This window comes from Pelagerythrobacter aerophilus, assembly GCF_003581645.1.
In the GTDB taxonomy this organism is placed as follows: Bacteria; Pseudomonadota; Alphaproteobacteria; order Sphingomonadales; family Sphingomonadaceae; genus Pelagerythrobacter; species Pelagerythrobacter aerophilus.
This window is the reverse complement of the sequence record NZ_QXFK01000017.1, coordinates 100,286-114,213: the sequence shown is the minus strand read 5'-3', so window position 1 is coordinate 114,213 and position 13,928 is coordinate 100,286. Positions and strand designations below refer to the sequence as shown.

General features: G+C 65.3%; 14 protein-coding genes and 1 pseudogene. 8 read left to right on the top strand and 7 right to left on the bottom strand.

The window, feature by feature from the left end; genetic code table 11:
- The 3 genes and pseudogenes from D2V04_RS10840 to D2V04_RS17780 all read right to left on the bottom strand — a co-directional run.
- Window positions 1-977, bottom strand: a pseudogene (locus D2V04_RS10840) (methylase); the annotation flags it as partial.
- A gap of 75 nt (window positions 978-1,052) precedes the next feature.
- On the bottom strand, window positions 1,053-2,099 hold the full coding sequence (locus D2V04_RS10835) for a DUF7146 domain-containing protein (RefSeq protein WP_194956658.1): 1,047 nt from the start codon (window positions 2,097-2,099) through the stop codon (window positions 1,053-1,055).
- Between the two features lie 74 nt (window positions 2,100-2,173).
- Complete coding sequence (locus tag D2V04_RS17780) at window positions 2,174-2,416, bottom strand: hypothetical protein (protein WP_147391814.1); 243 nt, start codon at window positions 2,414-2,416, stop codon at window positions 2,174-2,176.
- Between the two features lie 387 nt (window positions 2,417-2,803).
- Between D2V04_RS17780 and D2V04_RS10830 the strand changes: the two genes are divergently transcribed.
- The 5 genes from D2V04_RS10830 to D2V04_RS10810 all read left to right on the top strand — a co-directional run bounded on the left by D2V04_RS10830 (window position 2,804) and on the right by D2V04_RS10810 (window position 6,245).
- Window positions 2,804-3,145, top strand: coding sequence for a helix-turn-helix domain-containing protein (locus D2V04_RS10830; RefSeq protein ID WP_324186876.1), 342 nt, complete (start codon window positions 2,804-2,806; stop codon window positions 3,143-3,145).
- 75 nt (window positions 3,146-3,220) lie between these two features.
- The gene (locus D2V04_RS10825; RefSeq protein WP_228766376.1) at window positions 3,221-4,402 is read left to right on the top strand and encodes a type II toxin-antitoxin system HipA family toxin; all 1,182 of its coding nucleotides are present in this window, start codon (window positions 3,221-3,223) and stop codon (window positions 4,400-4,402) included.
- A gap of 192 nt (window positions 4,403-4,594) precedes the next feature.
- The gene (locus tag D2V04_RS10820; RefSeq protein ID WP_119513706.1) at window positions 4,595-5,296 is read left to right on the top strand and encodes a DUF3592 domain-containing protein; all 702 of its coding nucleotides are present in this window, start codon (window positions 4,595-4,597) and stop codon (window positions 5,294-5,296) included.
- 72 nt (window positions 5,297-5,368) lie between these two features.
- Window positions 5,369-5,758, top strand: a complete 390-nt coding sequence (locus D2V04_RS10815; RefSeq protein WP_119513705.1) for a DUF6152 family protein — start codon at window positions 5,369-5,371, stop codon at window positions 5,756-5,758.
- Between the two features lie 49 nt (window positions 5,759-5,807).
- Window positions 5,808-6,245 (top strand): hypothetical protein, encoded by a 438-nt coding sequence (locus tag D2V04_RS10810; protein WP_228766375.1) that lies wholly within the window; start codon window positions 5,808-5,810, stop codon window positions 6,243-6,245.
- Window positions 6,246-6,252: 7 nt separating this feature from the next.
- On the opposite strand, the gene D2V04_RS10805 is transcribed toward D2V04_RS10810, so the two are convergent.
- The gene (locus D2V04_RS10805; RefSeq protein ID WP_119513703.1) at window positions 6,253-8,517 is read right to left on the bottom strand and encodes an NADP-dependent malic enzyme; all 2,265 of its coding nucleotides are present in this window, start codon (window positions 8,515-8,517) and stop codon (window positions 6,253-6,255) included.
- A 115-nt stretch (window positions 8,518-8,632) separates the two neighbouring features.
- Here D2V04_RS10805 and mutS point away from each other — a divergent pair, with 115 nt between their 5' ends.
- From mutS to D2V04_RS10790, 3 genes are read left to right on the top strand one after another with little or no spacing between them, the layout of a single operon-like run.
- Complete coding sequence (mutS, locus tag D2V04_RS10800) at window positions 8,633-11,239, top strand: DNA mismatch repair protein MutS (protein ID WP_119513702.1); 2,607 nt, start codon at window positions 8,633-8,635, stop codon at window positions 11,237-11,239.
- Window positions 11,240-11,266: 27 nt separating this feature from the next.
- Window positions 11,267-11,656 carry a hypothetical protein gene (locus tag D2V04_RS10795; protein ID WP_119513701.1) on the top strand — a complete coding sequence of 130 codons (390 nt, stop codon included), beginning with the start codon at window positions 11,267-11,269 and terminating at the stop codon, window positions 11,654-11,656.
- Entirely contained in the window at window positions 11,634-12,026 is a 393-nt protein-coding gene (locus D2V04_RS10790) for a YidH family protein (RefSeq protein ID WP_119513700.1), read from the top strand. Before D2V04_RS10795 ends, D2V04_RS10790 begins: the two co-directional genes overlap by 23 nt.
- On the opposite strand, the gene D2V04_RS10785 is transcribed toward D2V04_RS10790, so the two are convergent.
- The 3 genes from D2V04_RS10785 to D2V04_RS10775 are packed head-to-tail and all read right to left on the bottom strand — an operon-like array spanning window position 12,023 to window position 13,913.
- A complete protein-coding gene (locus D2V04_RS10785; RefSeq protein WP_119513699.1) occupies window positions 12,023-12,361 on the bottom strand; it encodes a hypothetical protein in 339 nt (112 codons plus the stop codon). The genes D2V04_RS10790 and D2V04_RS10785 overlap by 4 nt on opposite strands.
- Window positions 12,362-12,414: 53 nt before the next feature.
- On the bottom strand, window positions 12,415-13,284 hold the full coding sequence (locus D2V04_RS10780; RefSeq protein WP_119513698.1) for a 3-hydroxybutyryl-CoA dehydrogenase: 870 nt from the start codon (window positions 13,282-13,284) through the stop codon (window positions 12,415-12,417).
- 59 nt (window positions 13,285-13,343) lie between these two features.
- On the bottom strand, window positions 13,344-13,913 hold the full coding sequence (locus tag D2V04_RS10775) for a cob(I)yrinic acid a,c-diamide adenosyltransferase (protein ID WP_119513697.1): 570 nt from the start codon (window positions 13,911-13,913) through the stop codon (window positions 13,344-13,346).
- Between the last annotated feature and the right edge of the window lie 15 nt (window positions 13,914-13,928).

The following is a 13,928-nucleotide window of genomic DNA, read 5'->3' as shown; positions in this document are numbered from 1 at the left end:
GGCAGGCGATGGATGTTGGCGGAGGTCTGTACGCGTGGCGGAAGCGCAGTGATAAGCTCGTGGAGCGAGATGAGGTCGGCAGTATCTCCGGTGATCGCAGGCGAGGACGCAGTCGGCGTCTTGTCGAACACAACCAGGCGAACAGCGATCCCCGTCCCTGTCCGGCGAAACATCTTCTGTAGCCGGACATCGAGGAGCAGCGACACTTCGTCCTGTTCCTTGGCGAAGGTGGAGGCGTCGAAGCCTTCAGGCATAATAGCGACGATCCTCGCCCGATTAGCAGCGGCCCGAATTGCACCGCGTAGGTGACGCATAGCGGTCTCACCGTCCTTGCCGCGTTCCAGGCTGTGAGCGAACGGCGGGTTCATCAGCACGGCAGACGGAACAGGGCCGCGAAGCAAGTCGGCGATGAGTTCCCCGTCATGCGCAGTGATGGTGGCCGTGGGGAAGACGTGGGCCAGACCGTCTCGTCTTGCCGGATCGATCTCGTTGAGAAGTAGCGAAGCGTTCTGGAGGGAACCCCAGAGAGCAAGGGCACCATTGCCTGCGGACGGTTCGAGGAGCGTATCTCGCGAAGAGACAGCTGCGGCCTTCGCCATAAGCCAGGCCAGCATCGGCGGGGTCGAGAACTGCTGGAGATCAACCTGCGCTTCGCTGCGAACATGCCGCGGCGGCAAGGCTGCTTCGAGCCAGTCGAACCGCGCTTCGGCTTCGTGTACATTCGTCGCCAGATCGATGCGTGAGGAGTCTCGAAGCCAGAGCAGCGCGCCGATCTCGACCGCGCTGTTGTAATCGTCGATCGTCCAGGCACCTCCCCAGTCCAGAACACCGGTCTCTTCGGCGAACAGCCCGGAAATGTCGGTACGGGTAAGATGACGTCCCGAAGCAAGAAGCGCGGCAACTCGGGTGCCGATGGCATAGGCCAAGGGCATGGACGGCAACTGCTCGCCAGCGGGAAACAGGTCTGATTGAAACATGGCAATTCGTCCTCCTGATGAAGGCATCGGGACACGCCCTCTGCCGGATCAGGAATTCGAGAAGCTCTCTCTCCTCTACCGCGCCGCTTTGCGGCGCAGCCATGCTGTAAGTTCATCGTTCCAGTCGGTGTCGCGTGAGGATGGTTTCCGAACGTGGATCGTCCGCCCATCGCGGGCATAAGCGGCCAGGCCACGCGACGCTGCCAGCTCGCCACCAGCATCGTGATCGACGAAGAGGTGAAGCTCGGTCACGCTCTCAGGCACGCTGACGAGACCGAAGCGCTCATTGCCCAGGGTTGCCCAGACGGGAATGCCGGTGAGAGCATAGGCCGACATCGCGCTTTCGATGCCCTCCGCGAGGCCGAGCTTGCCGGAGGTAGGAGCGAAGAGGCGGACAGCTGCTTCGCCGAGCGCGCCGAGCGCGCGCTTCGGTTTGTCGAAATCGGCCTTGGCATTGCCCGAAAGGAACGTGCGATGGATGGCGATCGGCCCCTCGTCGAGGCTGACTGCCGCGATCATGGCGGGCAGAAAGCGTGTTCGTCCCTTCGGACCAAGCGGCGTTCGTGGGTGGAAGCGCAGCGCCGGCGATGCGGCGAGGATGCCGCGGCTCTCAAGATATGCCTTTGCCGGACTGGCACGCAGTGGCTGTGCGTCGCGCCAGATCCTCAGCGCTGCCGCCGAGGGTTTGCTCGTTATGGTCGGCTCGGGACCGTTGATAGTCGTAGAACCTGAAAAGAGCGAGGTTGCGTCGACACCTTCACTCGCCAGAGCAGCCAGCACGCTCTGCTGATCACATCCCGCAAAACAATGGAAAAGGATCGCTTTTTGGCCGAGCGACACACCGAGTGACGGCGTACGGTCGTCATGCGCAGGGCAGCAGGCCATGCCCTTTGTGCCGGACCATTTGCCGCCCCGGTTTTCACAGATGCGGCGGGCGGCTTCTTCCAAAGAGCTTATCTTGGTGGAATATCGGTGGGACATGGCACATCGCGATCCTTTCGGCTCGCTCACAAAGGCCCTCCTCCCCTCCAGCCCTTCTGTGTTGTAAGAACAGGTCGGAGGGGATTCACGTCTGCACTGCGAGCCCGTCGATTTGAGCGTCACATCGACATCGCCGCTCACCCGCGAGGTCTACCGATTTTTCGTAGTGACTTCTCACTAGCGCCATTGATCCTTATTGCTGCCCCACGACCTAGTCAGTTTAGATCATGCGACACGTTACCTAATCGAAAATTCCGGTCCGATCTTTCCTTTTGCAAATCGCGTCGTGCCTTCGGAAGGTAGTCCCGCCAAGTCCGCCGATGAGTGATATGGCTGATTTTGCCGGGCTTGCTCATTCCCGCCATCGCGGCAACCGCCATTGTGCCATGGCCGGGTTGATCATTTTCACGAGCGAATAATGTCTTCGCGCGTTCGATTTCCTCGTCTGAATAATGCATTCGATGCTCCATCGGGTTGGACCTGCGAGAGCGTTCGAACAAAATTCGGCGAACCCTCTGCAGGGTCCGCCGGTTAACCTCCAACTGGAGGACGGGACCTCGGAATTCTTCCGAAGCTGTCGGCTTGTGCCGACATGCGTGACGTTTGCGATATAGTCGCTGAGACAATTCGCGCAACTGCACAGCGACTTTTGAAGTACGATGGTCAAGCCGCGGCCTAGCGACCGCTCACCAGCGCCTCTCCACTCAGTCATGGTCATTGTAAGCCTCGTGCAGGAGGCGGTGAAGCATCTTCCTTCGGTAAATCTGCTTCAAGCGAAAGAGCACAAAAACATGACATATCATTTCTATTTGCGGAATTTCGCATGATATGTCATATATCGGGTCATGCCCCGTTCGTCTCGAGCTGCTAGCGGACTACCGCCCCAGAGCCAACGTGCGATTACACGGCTAGGCAAGGATATCGCCCTTGCTCGCCGCCGGAGAAAACTCCCTCAGCGTTTGATGGCCGAGCGGATGATCGTCTCGGTTCAAACGCTGCAACGTCTCGAAGCGGGGGATCCTACCGTGGGCCTCGCGGTTCTGGCGAGCGCCCTTCATGTCCTTGGGATGACACAGCGCCTTGCTGAGTTGGTAACCCCAGACAGTGATCGGGCCGGAATCAGCGAAGATTTGTCCCGCCTGCCCCAAAAGACCCATGCTGGCAGCGACGATGATCTGGATTTCTAGCAAGCCGTGACGACCATCCGCACCTATGTTTTCGTGCATCTTGAGGAAGGACCTGTTCCGGCAGGCCTTCTCACGATGACCGACGAACCGCGCAACCAGTTTGCTACCTTCGCCTACGGGCGGCGTTATCTTGAACGCGCTGACCGTATTCCGGTCGATCCTGTAGCTCTACCGTTGCACGAAGCTGGAACTTCTCGAACGTTCAGGACGGAAGAAGGCTTTGCCGTGTTCGGTGGCATTCGAGATGCTGCTCCTGACGGCTGGGGCCAATACCTGATGTACAAGGCGATGGGCGATCGGTTGCCGAGCGAAATCGATCTCATTTTGGCCTCGGGCGAACATCGTGTAGGCGCGCTCGCCTTCGGGCCAACACCCGCCCGGCCGGAGAGAATTACGCCATGGGGGGGTGGCCCTGCTCCGGGCGAAGAGTTCACGCTCGCAGAGCTAGCGGAAGCCGCCGAACGCGCGCAGCATGTCGACGAACTCGACGAGAACTTGAGAGCCTTGCTGGCAGCCGGATCATCTCTGGGCGGTGCCCGACCGAAGGCAGCTACAAAGATCGGCGAGCAACCCTGGATCGCGAAATTCCAGAAGCGCGGGGACAGCTTTCCCGAATGCAGAGTTGAACTGGCGACGATGCGGCTTGCCAGCGAATGTGGTCTCGATGTGCCGCCACTCGACTTCCGCTGTGTCCTTGATCGCGACATCTATCTGATCGAGCGGTTCGATCGGATTCCTCACGGCAACTGGCTGGAACGTAGGCCCTTTGCATCGGGGCTCACAATGCTCGGGGCGCATGAGAGCGAGGTCAGCAGCTTCAGCTATGCGGATCTCGCAGGAGCGATCCGGCAATTCGGAACCGAAGTACGCCAGGATCTACACGAGCTATTTCGTCGTATGCTGCTCAATATCCTCGTCACGAATGATGATGATCACCTACGTAACCATGGCTTCCTGTTCGATGGTGAGGGTTGGCGGCTATCTCCGCTTTACGATGTAGTGCCGAAACCGCAGCTGGGGCTGGAGCGACGGCTCGTCCTCGGTGTGGGGCCGGAAGGCCGCAATGCAACGATCGAGAATGCTCTCGCTGGTGCCGCAGTCTTCGACCTCGGCCCTGATGACGCGAAAGCAATCGCCGAAGACATGAGCAGAATCGTAGCGACACGGTGGGAACACCTATTCACAGAAGCAGGGATAAGCGCGGCTGATCGCAAGCGTTTCGCCACCTGCTTCCGGTTGGCAGCGCCTGCATTATGATCGCAATCGCAGAAATCCGTTCATGGGGGCGCGTGCTTGCCAAATTTGACATGGTGATTACCCGGTGATTGCTAGCCGAGAAAATAGGCATCAAAAAATGCCACTTAATTATTATATATCAATGTATTATGATAGTATGACCACTAAGGTCTGGTACTTTCGCTATCGGCGAAAATGAGACAATAGACACCGATGCCCAGGATCTTTGCATGGATCGGTGCCGCCTTCCTGGCCTTCGGGCTCGTCTTCGCTGCGGTCGGGCTATGGGCCTGGGCGGGCGACCGCGCGCTGGCGGAGGCGGGAACGCAGGCGAGCGGGACGGTCATAGACCTCTCGCGCCGTTACGATTCCGATAGCGGATCCACTTATCGCCCGGTGGTCGAATTTCATGACGCCAAGGGTACGCGGCACGAGTTCGTCGGCAGTGTCGGCAGCAGCCCGCCTGCCTATTCGCGCGGCGAGACCGTGTCCGTCATCTACGATCCCGCCGCGCCGGGCCGGGCGATGATCGACGGATTCCTGGACCGCTATTTCCTGCCGCTGGTGTTTGGCGGGATGGGCGGCGTGTTTGCCGTGCTCGGCGGCGGGTTGCTGTTCTTCTTTATCCGCCGCCGCCGCATCGTCGCCCGGCTCAAGGACAGCGGAGTCCCGATCAGCGCCAAATTCGTCGAATGCTACCGCGACACCAGCACCCGCGTGAACGGCCGTCATCCCTGGCGCGTGGTCGGGCAGGCGACACACCCCACGACGGGCAAGCTACAAAGCTTCAAGAGCGATGCGATCTGGGTCGACCTGTCGGAGCAGCTTCGTGGCGGGGATATTCGGGTGCTGATCGATCCGGCGCGCCCGAAACAACACTTCGTCGACCTGTCCGACTATGTCGAGGCGGGCTGACGGATCGTCTCGAACGGAGCGACAAACCGACCGAATCCTGCTATCGCCGAATCCACCGACTGGAGAGAGACCATGCCCAGCTTGCGCCCCCTCAAGGTTCTCGCGGCAGCCGCGCTGATGATTCCGGCCGTAGCGATGGCCCACCACGGATGGAACTGGACCGAGGAGAAGGAAAGCCGCCTCTCGGGCACGATCGTGTCGATCGACTACGGCAATCCGCACACCAGCCTCGAGCTGCGCAACGCGCAGGGGGTGTGGGACGTGGACCTCGCCCCGCCCTCGGCCTCGACCAGAGCGGGCTTCGTGAAAGGCGTAGCCAAGCCGGGCGACAAGGCCGTGCTGACCGGGCACCGCTCGCGCGATGCCGGCGAGCTCGCGTTCAAGGCGGAGACGATCACGGTCGGCGGCAAGACCTACGACGTCTATCCGGACCGGCCCAAGACGCTGAAACCCGCGGGCTGATCCGCACGCGATGATCGAGGCGGCGCTCGCGTGGCTCGAGGCTTCGCCCATGGCCGAAGCGCTCGCTGCCTCGCGCTACGTCTATCCGCTCGTCAACGCCGCGCATATCCTCGGTCTGGCGACGCTGTTCGGATCGATTCTCGCGCTCGACCTCAGGCTGCTCGGCGCGTTTTCGGCGATACCGGCGCGGCCCCTCGCCCTCGTCCTTCCCCGCGTGGCGGCCTCGGGCCTCGCACTCGCGGTGCTGACCGGGTTGCTGCTCTTCACGGTCGAGCCGCTCGACTACGCGGCCAACACCGCCTTCCTCAGCAAAGTGTCGCTGGTCGGCCTCGGCACCGCGCACGCAATCCTGGTCCACCGCAGCACGGCATGGAGAGCCTTCGTCCGCGACGACGCGCCGATCGGTAGGCGCCTGCGCAGCTCCGCGGCGCTGTCGATCGCCCTGTGGACGGCCGCCATCCTCGCCGGCCGCCTGATCGCCTTCTAAAGCGCGGTCAGCCGACCACTCCGGCCGCCGCCAGCACCGACAGGGTCAACACGTCGGGTGCGATGGCGGTCATCGGCGCGATCTGGACCGGCTTTTCCATGCCGATCAACATCGGGCCGATCGTCGCGTCGCCGGCCAGTTCGCGCAGCAGCTTGGCCGATAGGTTGGCCGACTGCAGCCCTGGCATGATCAGCACGTTGGCCGGGCCCGACAGGCGGCTGAAGGGATAGAGCTCCATGACCTTGGGATTGAGCGCAGCGTCGGGCGCCATTTCGCCTTCGTATTCGAAGGACGGATTCTCGGAATCGAGGATCGCCACCGCCTCGCGGATATTGCCCAGCCACTGCCCCGGCGGATTGCCGAAGGTCGAGTAGGACAGGAACGCAACGCGCGGTTCGTGGCCCATGCGCCGGGCAACCGCCGCAGTCTCGCGGGCGATATGCGCGAGCTGTTCCGCGGTCGGCCGCTCGTTGATCGTCGTGTCGGCGAGGAAGGTCGTGTGATTCTTGCCGATCATCATGTGGATGCCGAACGGCACCTGCCCCGGCTTCGGATCGAGCACCAGGTTCACCTCGCGCGCGGTCTGCGAGAACGTGCGCGTGAGGCCGGAGATCATCGCATCGCCGTGGCCCAGCGCGACCAGCAGCGCGGCGAAGACGTTGCGGTCCTGGTTGACGGTGCGGCGCACGTCACGTTCGGTGCGGCCTCTGCGCTGGAGCCGCTGGTAGAGATAGTCGACCATCTGCGGCACGTGCTCGGAATCGGCCGAGTTCTGGATCTCCCACTCGTCCGGATCGTCGACTTGCAGCTCGATCAGCTTCTCCCTGACCTTCTCGGTCCGCCCGACGAGCACCGGCGTACCGTAGCCGAAATCGCGGAACTGGATCGCCGCGCGCAGCACCACGTCCTCCTCCGCCTCGGCGAAGACGACCCGCTTCGGATTGGCGCGGGCCAGCTCGTAGGTGTTGGTCAGGGCCGAAGTCGTCGGGTTGAGCCGCGCCTTCAGCGACATGCGGTAGGCGTTCATGTCGGCGATCGGCGCCAGCGCGACGCCCGTGTCCATGGCCGCCTGGGCGACCGCGGAGGAGACCACTTCCATCAGCCGCGGATCGAACGGCGCGGGGATGATGTAGTCGGTGCCGAAGGCATGGTTCTTGCCGTAGGCGGCGGCGACTTCGTCGGGCACGCGTTCGCGCGCGAGTTCGGCAATGGCATGCGCCGCGGCGATTTTCATCTCCTCGTTGATCGCAGTCGCCTGCACGTCGAGCGCGCCGCGGAAGATGAAGGGGAAGCCGAGCACGTTGTTGACCTGGTTCGGAAAGTCGCTGCGGCCGGTGGCGATGATCGCGTCGGGACGCACGGCCTTGGCCTCGTCGGGCATGATCTCCGGCACCGGATTGGCCATCGCGAAGATGATCGGCTGCTCGGCCATCCCGTCGACCCATTCGGGCTTGAGCGCGCCGGCGGCGCTGAGGCCGAGGAAGATGTCGGCGCCGACCAGCGCTTCCTCGAGGCTGCGCGCATCGGTGTCGACCGCGTGGGCGCTTTTCCACTGGTCCATCGAATCGGTGCGGCCGCGGTAGATCGGGCCCGACCGGTCGCAGACGATCACATGATCGTGCGGCACCCCGATCGCCTTGATCAGCGCGGTGCAGGCGAGCGCCGAAGCGCCCGCGCCGTTGACCACCATCCGCACGTCCTTGAAATCGCGCCCGGTCAGGTAGCAGGCGTTGATCAGGCCCGCGGCGGCGATGATCGCGGTGCCGTGCTGGTCGTCGTGCATGACCGGAATGTTCATCCGTTCGCGCAGGGCCTGCTCGATGATGAAGCACTCGGGCGCCTTGATGTCTTCCAGGTTGATGCCGCCGAAGCTCGGCTCCATCAGCGCGACCGCTTCGATGAACTTGTCCGGGTCTTCGGTGTCGAGCTCGATGTCGATCGAATCGACATCGGCGAAGCGCTTGAACAGCACCGCCTTGCCTTCCATCACCGGCTTCGACGCCAGCGCGCCGAGATTGCCGAGGCCGAGGATGGCGGTGCCGTTGGAGATCACCGCGACGAGGTTCGAACGCGCGGTGTAGCGCGCGGCATTGGCGGGGTCTTCGGCGATGGCTTCCACCGGCGCGGCGACGCCCGGCGAGTAGGCGAGGCTGAGGTCGCGCTGGGTTGCCATCGGCTTCGACGCGATGATCTCGATCTTACCCGGCCGGATCGTCTCGTGATAGAACAGCGCCTCGCGCGCGGTGAAGCTCGCCTGTTTTTCTTCGGCCAAAGTGCGTGTCTCCTGAACTGTGGGGCCCCTTAAACACACTCGCCGCGCGAGCGGTAGGGGAAAGGCGCGCCGCTGCCCTTTCCGAATCGCGCGAGGCGGCGCTAGGCCCCTGCGCATGGCGGGCAAGTCGACCCCGATGATGGAACAGTACCACGCGCTCAAGCGCGAGGCCGAAGGGTGCCTGCTGTTCTACCGCATGGGCGACTTCTTCGAGCTGTTCTTCGACGACGCGCGCCAGGCCGCCGCGATCCTCGACATTGCGCTGACCACGCGCGGCGAGCATGGCGGCGAAGCGGTGCCGATGTGCGGCGTGCCTGCCCATTCGGCGGAAGGCTATCTCGCCCGGCTGATCAAGGCCGGTTGCCGCGTCGCGATCGCCGAGCAGGTCGAGACGCCCGAAGAAGCGAAGAAGCGCGGCGGCTCGAAGGCGCTGGTGCGGCGCGACATCGTGCGCTTCGTCACGGCGGGCACGCTGACCGAAGAGGCCCTGCTGGAGCCGCGCCGCGCGAACATGCTCGTCGCGGTGTGCGAACTGCGCGGCACGATCGGCATTGCGGCGGTCGATATCTCCACGGGACGGATGGAGCTGGAGGAATGCGCCGCCGACCGGCTCGGCGCCGCACTCGCCCGACTCGGCCCGAGCGAAGTCGTCGCGCCCGAGGATTGGGATGCGCGGCCGGCCGAGGCGATCGAACGCGCGCGGCAGGATTTCGCGAGTGACGCAGGCGAGGCGCGGCTCAAGGCGGTGCACGGGGTGGCGACGCTCGACGGCTTCGGCGCGTTCACGCGGCCGATGCTGGCGGCGGCCGGCGGGCTGCTTGCCTATCTCGACCATGCAGGGCGCGGCACGATGCCGCTGCTCCTGCCGCCGGTCGCGCGAGAGAGCGATTCGGCGATGGCGATGGACGAGGCGACGCGGGCGAGCCTCGAGATCCTCGAAGCGCAGCGCGGCGGGCGACAGGGCAGCCTGATCGCGGCGATCGACCGCTGCGCGACCGGTGCAGGCGCGCGGCAACTGGCGGACGATCTCTCCGCGCCGCTGACCGATCGCGGCGCGATCGAGGCGCGGCTGGCGCTGGTCGGCTGGCTCCACGCCGATCCGCTGCTGCGTGCCGACTTGCGCGAGGTTCTGCGCGCCCTGCCCGACATCGGCCGCGCGCTCGGCCGGATCGTCGCCGGGCGCGGATCCCCACGCGATCTCGGCCAGGTGCGCGACGGCCTCGCCGAAGCGCGGCGCATCCGCGATCACTTGCAGGGCAAGCCCGACCGACCCGCCCTGCTGGAACGCCTGCTGCCGGCCATGGGCGGCCACGGCGCGCTGGTCGACCTGCTCCAGCGCGCACTCGTGCCCGCGCCGCCGACCGAGCGGCAGAACGGCGGGTTCATCGCCGAAGGCTACGACGCGGCGCTCGACGAACTGCGGCAGACGTCCGGTAGCGCCCGCCGTGCGATCGCCGCGCTCGAAGGGCGCTACCGCGAGGACACCGGCATCGCCGCGCTCAAGATCAAGCACAACGGCGTGCTCGGCTACTTCATCGAAGTGCCGGCCAAGCACGCCGATGCGCTGATGGCCTCCGACAGCGGCTTCACCCACCGCCAGACCATGGCCGGCGCGGTGCGCTTCAATTCGCTCGGCCTGCACGAGGAAGCCGCGCGAATCGCCGAAGCCGGCGGCCATGCGCTGGCGGCCGAGGAGGCCCATTTCGAGGACCTCACCGCCGCAGTGATCGACGCACGCGAGGCGATCGCGGCGACCGCGGCCGCCCTCGCCCGGCTGGACGTCGCCGCCGGCAATGCCGAGCGCGCGGCCGAGGGCGACTGGTGCCGCGCTGAGATCCTGGAGGATCGCTGCCTCGAGATCGCCGGGGGCCGCCATCCGGTGGTCGAACAGGCGCTGGCGAAAGGCGGCGAGCGCTTCGTCGCCAACGACTGCCGGCTCGACGATCAGGACCGGTTGTGGCTGATCGGCGGGCCGAACATGGGCGGCAAGTCGACCTTCCTGCGGCAGAATGCGCTGATCGTGCTGTTGGCGCAGGCCGGCTGCTTCGTGCCTGCCGTATCGGCGCGGATCGGGCTGGTCGACCGCCTGTTCAGCCGCGTCGGCGCGTCGGACAACCTCGCGCGCGGGCGCTCGACCTTCATGGTCGAGATGGTCGAGACCGCGGCGATCCTCAGCCAGGCGACCGAGCGCAGCTTCGTGATCCTCGACGAAGTCGGGCGCGGTACCTCGACCTACGATGGGCTCGCGCTCGCCTGGGCCGTGGTCGAAGCGGTGCACGAGACCAACCGCTGCCGCTGCCTGTTCGCGACGCATTACCACGAGCTGTCGCGGCTGGCGGAGACCTGCGAGGCGCTGAGCCTCCACCATGTCCGCGCGCGCGAGTGGAAGGGCGATCTGGTGCTGCTGCACGAGCTGGCCGAGGGACCGGCGGACCGCAGCTACGGCCTCGCGGTTGCGCGCCTTGCCGGCGTGCCGGACGCGGTCGTGGCGCGCGCGAAGTCGGTCCTCGACCGGCTGGAGAAGGGCCGTGCGGAGACGGGCGGGCTGGCTGCAGGGCTCGGCGACCTGCCGTTGTTTGCGGCGGCGAACGCGGCGGAAGAGGAACAATGCGACACCCTGCGCGAGCGGCTGCGGGAGCTCGACGTCGATGCGCTCTCCCCGCGCGATGCGCTCGATGCGCTCTACGCGCTCAAGCAGGATGCGGCCTCCACCGAACCTTAAGCATTCGCCGCTATCCGCTCTCTCGCGATGTATTTCGACCCGTTCCGCAACCGATGGGCGGCGCTCGCCCTTGCCGGGCTGATCCTGCTCGCCGCGGCCGCGCTCGTGGGCAGCGAGGACAGCGGCGGACTGCTCGACCGGATGGCGGACCGCCAACGCGCAGGGGAGCCGGGGCCGCGCGAAACGGTCGAGATGCCGGAGGAGATGCCGTCTCCCGAGCTTGCCCCGCCCGAGCGCGAGTTCCGCGAGCCAGTCGACCGCGGGAGCTTCACGCCCGAGGCAGAGCTGATCGACGAGGCCGAGGGGTTCGACACCACGCCGCCGATCGTGCACGAAATGCCGGACGACGGCGTGGTTCTTGAAGCTGAAGCGGAGGCGCCTATGCTTCCTTACGATGGCGAAGGACCCGGATCGTAGCGAGCTCGCGGTCGAGCGGACGAAATACGCCGAAGACCGCAACATTATGGCGATGGAGCGCACGTTCGCCGGGTGGATCCGCACGGCTTTCGCCGCGATCGGCATCGGCATCGCATTCCGCGCGCTGTTCGGCGAACTCGAGCCGCCATGGCTGGCCAAGGCGATCGCCACGCTGTTCGTCCTCGCGGGCGCCGCGCTCGCGTTTTCCGCCCAGCGGCGCGCCTGCCGTACGCTGGAGCGGCTTCACCCGCATGTCATCGAACAACCGTCCTCGCCCAATTTCCGGTTGCTGGCCTTCGCGGTAATGCTGGGGGCGGGGATCCTGATCGCGGGGCTGTGGCTGCTCAACGACGGGAGTCTGTCGAACTAGGTCCCGTCGCCCCGCAGCCCGTCGGGCTTGTGCGCCTTGCCATACTTGTCGACGTTGTCGTCGTGGTTCGGCTCGCCGCGATAAGCGCCCATGTCGATCCGGCCGGAGCTTTCCATGTCCCGCATGCGGTCCACCGTGTCCTGGGTCGAATCGTTCATCAGGCCGCTGGAGTTGTCGTCCTTCTCGCTTTCCGTCGGACTGCGTTCGGAAGGCTCCATCGCCTCGTCCGCGACTTCCTGGGTCTGCGAGAGATGATCGTCCTGCTCGTCGTTGTGCGTCTCGGGCGCGAGGTCGGCCTGGCGCTCTTCCTGGCTTTTCACGGGTTTGTCGGCCATGCGAATTCTCCTTCGCATGGCCAACGGATGGCGCGCACCAGCCGTTCCTCCGTTCAGCGCGTCGGAACCGGCTCTTCGCCCGAATAGTCGTAGAAGCCGCGGCCGGTCTTGCGGCCGAGCCAGCCCGCCTCGACATATTTCACCAGCAGCGGCGCCGGGCGGTACTTGGGATCGCCGGTGGTCTTGTGGAGCACCTGGATGATCTCGAAGCAGGTGTCGAGGCCGACGAAGTCGGCAAGCTGCAGCGGACCCATCGGATGGTTGAGGCCGAGCCGGCAACCCTTGTCGATGTCCTCGATGCTGGCCGTGCCCTGCCCGAGCACGAACACCGCCTCGTTGAGCATCGGCAGGAGAATGCGGTTGACGACGAAGCCGGGCTCGTCCTGCGAGAGCACGACTTCCTTGCCCAGTCTCTCGGCGAAAGCGCGGGTGCGGGCGGTCGTCTCGTCGGAGGTCGCGAGACCGGGGATGACTTCGATCAGCCCCATCACCGGCACGGGATTGAAGAAATGCAGCCCGATGAAGCGCGCCGGATCGGGCGACCAGCCCGCCATGCGGGTGATCGGAATCGAGCTGGTGTTGCTGGCGAGGATCGCGTCCTGCCCGAGGATCTCGCCCGCCGCTTCGAAGATCGCGCGCTTGATCTCCTCGCGCTCGGTCGCGGCCTCGATAATCAGTTCGGCGTCGGCCATCGGCTGATAATCGGCGACCGGCGTGATGCGGCCCAGCGCCGCGTCCGCCGCAGCACCCTCGATCTTGCCCTTGTCGACGAGCTTGCGGAGCGTGCGGTCGATCCCGGCCCTGGCCTTTTCGGCGACGCTCAGTTCGACGTCCGCGAGCACCACTTCGATACCGTGCTGCGCGACCGTCTGCGCTATGCCGGAGCCCATCTGGCCCGCCCCGATGATCCCGACCTTTCGCATCGCAAAACCCTTCGCAGTTGCAGCAGAAGGGGGCTGTTAGCCGCTCGGCGGCACGCTGGCTAGCGGTTGGCGCCGGGCACCCATTTCACGTCGTCCGCTCCGTCCGCATTGAGCGCGCGGGCGAGGACGAAGAGATAGTCGGACAGGCGGTTGATATAGGCGAGCGCCGCGGGATTGGCCGGCTCGTGTTCCGCCAGCGCGGTCATCGCCCGCTCGGCCTCGCGCGCCGAGGCACGGGCGACATGGACGCGCGCGGCCGCTTCGGTGCCGCCCGGGAGCACGAAGCTCCTGAGCGGCTCGAGCCGCGCGTTGATGCGGTCGATCCGGCCCTCCAGCCAGTCGACTTGCGCCTGCACGATCCGCAGAGTCATCTCGGACGGCGCGAAGTCCTCCCCCGGGGTGGCGAGGTCGGCCCCAAGATCGAACAGGTCGTTCTGAATCCGATAGATCGTCGCGGCATGGTCGCCATCCGCGAGCGCGACCGCCGCGAGCCCGAGCGCGCTGTTAGCACTGTCGACTTTGCCGATCGCGGCGATGCGCAGCGAATGCTTGGCCGTGCGCGAACCGTCGACAAGCCCGGTGGTGCCGTCGTCGCCGGTGCGGGTGTAGATCTTGTTGAGCTTGACCACGCGGGGGGGGCCGGT

Coding starts and splice junctions, on each gene's coding strand:
- D2V04_RS17780 (WP_147391814.1), bottom strand. CDS start 2,416: ATGCATTATTCAGACGAGGAAATCGAACGCGCGAAGACATTATTCGCT.
- D2V04_RS10830 (WP_324186876.1), top strand. CDS start 2,804: ATGCCCCGTTCGTCTCGAGCTGCTAGCGGACTACCGCCCCAGAGCCAA.
- D2V04_RS10825 (WP_228766376.1), top strand. CDS start 3,221: ATGACCGACGAACCGCGCAACCAGTTTGCTACCTTCGCCTACGGGCGG.
- D2V04_RS10820 (WP_119513706.1), top strand. CDS start 4,595: ATGCCCAGGATCTTTGCATGGATCGGTGCCGCCTTCCTGGCCTTCGGG.
- D2V04_RS10815 (WP_119513705.1), top strand. CDS start 5,369: ATGCCCAGCTTGCGCCCCCTCAAGGTTCTCGCGGCAGCCGCGCTGATG.
- D2V04_RS10810 (WP_228766375.1), top strand. CDS start 5,808: ATGGCCGAAGCGCTCGCTGCCTCGCGCTACGTCTATCCGCTCGTCAAC.
- mutS (WP_119513702.1), top strand. CDS start 8,633: ATGGCGGGCAAGTCGACCCCGATGATGGAACAGTACCACGCGCTCAAG.
- D2V04_RS10795 (WP_119513701.1), top strand. CDS start 11,267: ATGTATTTCGACCCGTTCCGCAACCGATGGGCGGCGCTCGCCCTTGCC.
- D2V04_RS10790 (WP_119513700.1), top strand. CDS start 11,634: ATGGCGAAGGACCCGGATCGTAGCGAGCTCGCGGTCGAGCGGACGAAA.
- D2V04_RS10785 (WP_119513699.1), bottom strand. CDS start 12,361: ATGGCCGACAAACCCGTGAAAAGCCAGGAAGAGCGCCAGGCCGACCTC.
- D2V04_RS10780 (WP_119513698.1), bottom strand. CDS start 13,284: ATGCGAAAGGTCGGGATCATCGGGGCGGGCCAGATGGGCTCCGGCATA.